Annotated in this window: 5 protein-coding genes and 1 pseudogene; 2 read left to right on the forward strand and 4 right to left on the reverse strand. The window is 56.8% G+C overall.

The window, feature by feature from the left end; all coding sequences use genetic code 11:
- Positions 1 to 4: 4 nt before the first annotated feature.
- Together HGP14_RS34935 and HGP14_RS34940 are read right to left on the reverse strand one after the other, a co-directional pair.
- Positions 5 to 1,009, reverse strand: coding sequence for an inorganic phosphate transporter (locus tag HGP14_RS34935; RefSeq protein WP_168834343.1), 1,005 nt, complete (start codon positions 1,007 to 1,009; stop codon positions 5 to 7).
- Positions 1,009 to 1,653: a DUF47 domain-containing protein gene (locus HGP14_RS34940; RefSeq protein WP_168834344.1), complete on the reverse strand. Its 645-nt coding sequence runs from the start codon at positions 1,651 to 1,653 to the stop codon at positions 1,009 to 1,011. Before HGP14_RS34940 ends, HGP14_RS34935 begins: the two co-directional genes overlap by 1 nt.
- Positions 1,654 to 1,722: 69 nt before the next feature.
- Here HGP14_RS34940 and HGP14_RS34945 point away from each other — a divergent pair, with 69 nt between their 5' ends.
- Positions 1,723 to 2,292: an NUDIX hydrolase gene (locus HGP14_RS34945; RefSeq protein WP_168834345.1), complete on the forward strand. Its 570-nt coding sequence runs from the start codon at positions 1,723 to 1,725 to the stop codon at positions 2,290 to 2,292.
- Between the two features lie 134 nt (positions 2,293 to 2,426).
- Here the strand turns inward: HGP14_RS34945 and HGP14_RS36945 are convergent.
- Positions 2,427 to 2,555: pseudogene (locus HGP14_RS36945) on the reverse strand (DUF6894 family protein); the annotation flags it as partial.
- A 116-nt stretch (positions 2,556 to 2,671) separates the two neighbouring features.
- Here HGP14_RS36945 and HGP14_RS34950 point away from each other — a divergent pair.
- Positions 2,672 to 3,445, forward strand: coding sequence for a hypothetical protein (locus HGP14_RS34950; RefSeq protein WP_168834346.1), 774 nt, complete (start codon positions 2,672 to 2,674; stop codon positions 3,443 to 3,445).
- A gap of 675 nt (positions 3,446 to 4,120) precedes the next feature.
- Here the strand turns inward: HGP14_RS34950 and HGP14_RS34955 are convergent.
- On the reverse strand, positions 4,121 to 5,194 hold a 1,074-nt coding region (locus HGP14_RS34955), incomplete at its 5' end, for a sulfite oxidase (RefSeq protein WP_168834347.1).

Consider the following 5,194-nt stretch of genomic DNA (forward strand, 5'->3'; position numbering starts at 1 on the left):
CGTCCTAACTGAAAAGGGTTGTCAGCCCATAGAAGAGTGCCGAAATCACGGCAGCGGCAGGCATCGTGATGATCCACGCAATCACGATATTGCCGGCCAATCCCCACCGCACGGCTGACAAACGCCGCGCCGCCCCAACGCCAACAATCGCGCCGGTAATGGTATGTGTTGTCGAAACCGGGATGCCGAGCCACGTGGCACCAAACAGCGTCAACGCTCCCCCTGTTTCGGCGCAGAACCCCTGCATTGGATTAAGGCGCGTAATTTTCGACCCCATTGTGTGGACGATGCGCCAGCCGCCGAAGAGCGTGCCAAGTGCCATCGCAGACTGGCAAGCGATCACCACCCAGAACGGCACGCGGAATTCCGAACCCAAGTAACCTTGGCTGAACAGCAATACGGCAATGATGCCCATGGTCTTCTGCGCATCATTGCCGCCATGCCCGAGCGAATAGAGGGAGGCGGACACGAACTGCAAGATGCGGAACGTGCGATCCACGGCGAATGGCGTTTGCCGTACAAAGAGCCAGGAAACGAGAAGTACCAGCAGCAATGCAAGGAAGAAGCCGACAGCCGGAGAGAAGAAAATCGCTCCGACTGTTTTCAGGAAGCCGCCCCAGACAATTGAACCGAAACCCACCTTCGCCCAGCCTGCACCGACGAGACCGCCAACCAGCGCATGCGATGAACTGGAAGGAAGACCGAAAATCCAGGTGACGATGTTCCAAACGATTGCGCCCATCAAGGCCGCAAAGATCACCTGCGGAGAAACAATGGCGGGATCAATGATGCCCGTTCCAACCGTCTCTGCCACATGAAGACCGAAGAACGCGAAAGCGATGAAATTGAAAAACGCCGCCCATAAGACGGCGTATTGGGGGCGAAGCACACGGGTAGACACGATGGTCGCGATGGAGTTGGCCGCATCATGCAAGCCGTTCAGAAAGTCGAAGAATAGCGCAACGACGATCAAGCCAACGAGGAGTGGCAAAGCTAACGAAACGTCCATCAAACGTTCTCGATGACAATGCCGCTAATCTCATTGGCGACGTCTTCGAACCGGTCGACGACTTTTTCGAGTTCGCCGTAGATCTCACTGCCGATCAGGTAGGCCATGGCGTCTCCCTTGGCCCCATGGCGCCTGAACAGGTCTTTCAGGCCTTCGTCGTGGAGTTCATCGGCCCGGCCCTCGACGCGAGTGACCTCTTCCGCAATGGTAGACAGGCGTTGCGCGTTCGTGCCAACCTTGTTGAGAAGCGAAACTGCTTCTGCAATGAGGTTTGCTGCGTTGACGATCTGCTCGCCCATCTGCTGCATCAGCGGATCGAAGCTCGATTGCTCGAACAGCCGGATGGTCTTGACGGTCTTGTGCATCATATCGATGGCATCGTCCATCGACTGGATAAGGTCCTTGATGTCACCACGGTCGAACGGTGTAATGAAGCTGCGCCTGACCGCCAGCAACACCTCGCGTGTAATGTCGTCGGCTTCGTTCTCAAGGGTGATGATGCGCCGGCAATTTTGATCCACGTCCTCGCCGTTCAGAAGGTCGCGCAAAGCTCCCGCAGCACTGACGACGGTTTTCGAATGCTTGGAAAACATATCAAAGAACCTATCCTCCTGCGGCATCAGCTTACGAAAAATGTTCATCATGAAAAGTAGCTTCCAGGCTCGGCGTGGTTGTCATAAATGCGTCATAAAGGCCCGCAGGCGATCAGGGCAATGGGAAAACCGCAGGTCAGGCTTAATCTTATGGCGAAAAAACCTCGCAAACGGCAGTCACAGGAGCCCCGCGCTCTTCTTCGGCAATTGGCCGCAGTCCCCCATAGGCTATTTGCGGGGAGTTTCCCGCAGCAATACGCGGCACTCTGCTTCCGCGACATACGCGAACCCTCTGGGATAAAGGTTCTTCTCATAACATCAAGAGACAGCGGCCGGTGGATCATCCCCAAGGGGTGGCCCATCGAGGGGAAAAAGCCGTTTGAAACTGCAGCCACGGAAGCGTGGGAAGAAGCAGGGATACGTGGAGAAGTGAAAAAGCAGCCAGTCGGTCGTTACACATACTTGAAGGTGCTAGACAGCCAGGAACTTGTACCGTGCATGGTAGATGTCTTTCAGATCAGGATGGTTGAGAAGAAAAAAGACTTCAAGGAGAAGGGGCAGCGGAAGCTTGAGTGGGTCAGCCCCGAGGAAGCGGCCAGACGCGTCAGTGAGCCCGAGCTGAGAACACTGCTCCTCGGCTTTAAACCGCGAAAAGAATCCAAACATAAAGACGCGCGCGGTGCCGGATAGCTGCAGTCAAATAGCCGGAATCGAATACCGCGCTTGGACGTACGAAGGCCGGCTCCGGCACGCGTCGTATAGGCTCGGACGCCCAGGGTCATCGGTCGCGAGCCGAAGCGCTGTGCCGTGATCTGCTCGCCGCCCATGACTGATTGCGCAATTATCTCGCGGGCAGCGTTGCGGGCCTCTTGCTGAACGGCCGCGACGTTCGGCAAATCGACGCCTTCGTCGTCTTCCCACCAATTGATCCCCGGTACGGACGTGAAAATAATACCTCGCCATCGATGGACAGTCTCCTTCTATGCGATCAGAGAACAATTAAGGCTGCGCATTGTTTCGGTCGGTGAGGTGCGCTTACTCACAGACCGTCACCCACCCGGTGGCCGATGTGACCGGTTCGTTCCCCACAAAAAGGCCGGCTTCAGGTTACAACGTTGGTTTTATGTACGAGCAATTCGAGGACCAACTTTCGAAAGTCTGCTGGATAGCTGGGGCCACAGATGCGGGAAAGACCAGCATCGCGCTCGCATTGGCTCGGAAACATCGCTTGCCCGTGTATCACTACGATGCTCATGACCTCCGTCACCACCAGCGGCTCGCGGAACGGGAACCCAGATATGCGGCCTTTCTGCGGCAAACGCTGGATGAGCGGTGGGTGCGGCCGACACCGGGAGACCTGGCCGCGCGAGCATGGCAATCCTTTGAAGACCGTTTCCCATTGGTTCTGGAGGACCTGACTACCCTGGCGTTGCCGAATGGAATGCCGGTCATCGCCGAAGGCTATGGTTTGACGCCGCGCCTCGTGTCACCTTTATTGGGCGATCCATCGCAATTCGTCTGCCTCTTGCCGTCAGTCGAATTCAAAGACGCTTCGATGCAAAAGCGCGGCAAGGGACAATTTGGCGGTGACGTGAGCGATCCTCAACGCGCATCGGACAATCTCAGACGGCGGGATCAAATTATTGCTGATCGGCTTCGGGTGGAGGCGCAGACACTCGGACGCGATATCATCGAAGCAGACGGATCGAAGTTGATCGACGAGCTCGCGGTCGCTATTGGCCTGCGTTTCCGGCTGCAAGATGATAATGGATCAAGAACCCGCGCCGCCGCTCCTGGATTAGCCACCCTTCATTTACGGCGTGAAGTGGGGCAGCCGGACTAAATCAGAGAGCTATCGATCGTCGGGATTTCGCCTGCCTCTACCCTCATCTTCGCTTGGGTAAGTGCGAACTCTTTGGCTTCTGGGTCTCGGTGGAGGATCATCGCCAAGGCGGTTCTCGTAATCCGAAATCGGCCACAGGAGGGGCAGATGAATTCGGCAATGTCTTCCATTCCCGATAGCTCCTCCTGTGCGGGCTCATCGGATATTGGGCAGGTGTCGCTATGCCAGTTCATTCAGTCCTCCCGAGGTTGCATGAGAGGCTCGCGCAAGCGCTCGCCGAAGGCAATATGACCCGGGTAGCTGATTTATAGGTAGGCAGCGCTACTTCTTCAGCGCTTTCGCCAGCTCGTTGGCCTTGTCTCGGTTATTGCCGGCCTTTCGCCTGTTCGGCCGTGAGACGATGCTTCCACTTGAAGTAGTTGAGCTCATGCGGCACAGGCCCCATCTATGGTGTAGTAGACGCGACAATTAACCGATAGAAAAGGGCGATTATCTCCTCATGGCGCGTTCCGCAGGAGGGGCCGAGGATCGGCTGCAGTTATCTGAAAATGCTCCTTTAATTCAATTGGTAAGCCACTGTTGGTGGTCTTTGCTGCCTGACGCCGCATAAGTTGGCATGAGGTCACCTCGATCCCGCGTCTGCTTGCTTACGGCTGCCGCCACCGGTGAACCTTCTCACGCAATGCTGACGCGGCGCGTTACCTGACCGTTGCTCTCCCAATAGGTATGCTTCTTGGTAATCCAGGGATCATCCATGGCGGGCTGGATTTGCCCGGCCATATCAGTGGCGCGCGAGGTGACCGTGTGTTCGCCTTTCGACGGGTCTTTCCAGTCTAAAAACCACACCTTCCAGGCGAATTCGGCCTCTTCGGTAGAGTCGATCATCGCCCCGAGCCATGGGCCATCATCAACCTTCACTTCGACCTTGGCGATGGGAGCACCCCAGACCGCACCGCTGATCCGGTATCCGGCATCGCTGCGCGTCACTCTGGCAGGCGCGGACTTCAGCAACGCACGGCCGACCGACGTCTCGGCCCACACCGTCTCGCCATTGTGTTCTTCTTCGCGGATGGTGACGTAGTTTCGCCCCATCAGCAGACTCATGAAGCGCGTGTTGCGTATCTCAATGCGTTTGAGCCACTTGACGTTGGCGATGCCGTACCAGCCGGGTGCGATGAGCCGCAACGGGAAACCGTTGGGTTCCGGCAGGGCGGCCCCATTCATCTCGTAGCAGAGGATGTTGTTGGGGCTCATCGCATCGGCGAGCGACATGCTGCGGGCGAAGTTCTGATGCATCTTGACGTCACGAATGTCATCCTTGAGAGCGATGTCGCCGACGTCAGCGCCCCAAAAAACAACTTCGATGCCGTTTTCTTTGACGCCTGCCTCTTCAAGAATGGCAGCTAGCGGCGTGCCAGCCCAGCGGGCGTTGCCGATGCCACCGGTAAAAAATGGTAAACCGTGATTGCCCGAACATTCCATTGTGAAAACCACCTCTTGGCGGGGCCGCGCCTTGAGATCGGCGAGCGAAAAGCTCAGGGGCTTCTTCACTAACCCATCGATTTCCAGGTTCCAGGCATTTGCGTCAATGGTTGGCCGATCAAAATGCGCGATGCTGAAGAACTTGTCATTGGGTGTCACCCATGAATCCATATCCTCCCAGACAAGTTGGTTCTGGATGACCGCCGGAACGGGATTGGGCGGCGGCTGATCAAGCCATGGGATCACGGTCTCACCCGCCCGGCTTGG

The organism is Rhizobium sp. P32RR-XVIII (assembly GCF_012641395.1).
GTDB lineage: Bacteria > Pseudomonadota > Alphaproteobacteria > Rhizobiales > Rhizobiaceae > Rhizobium.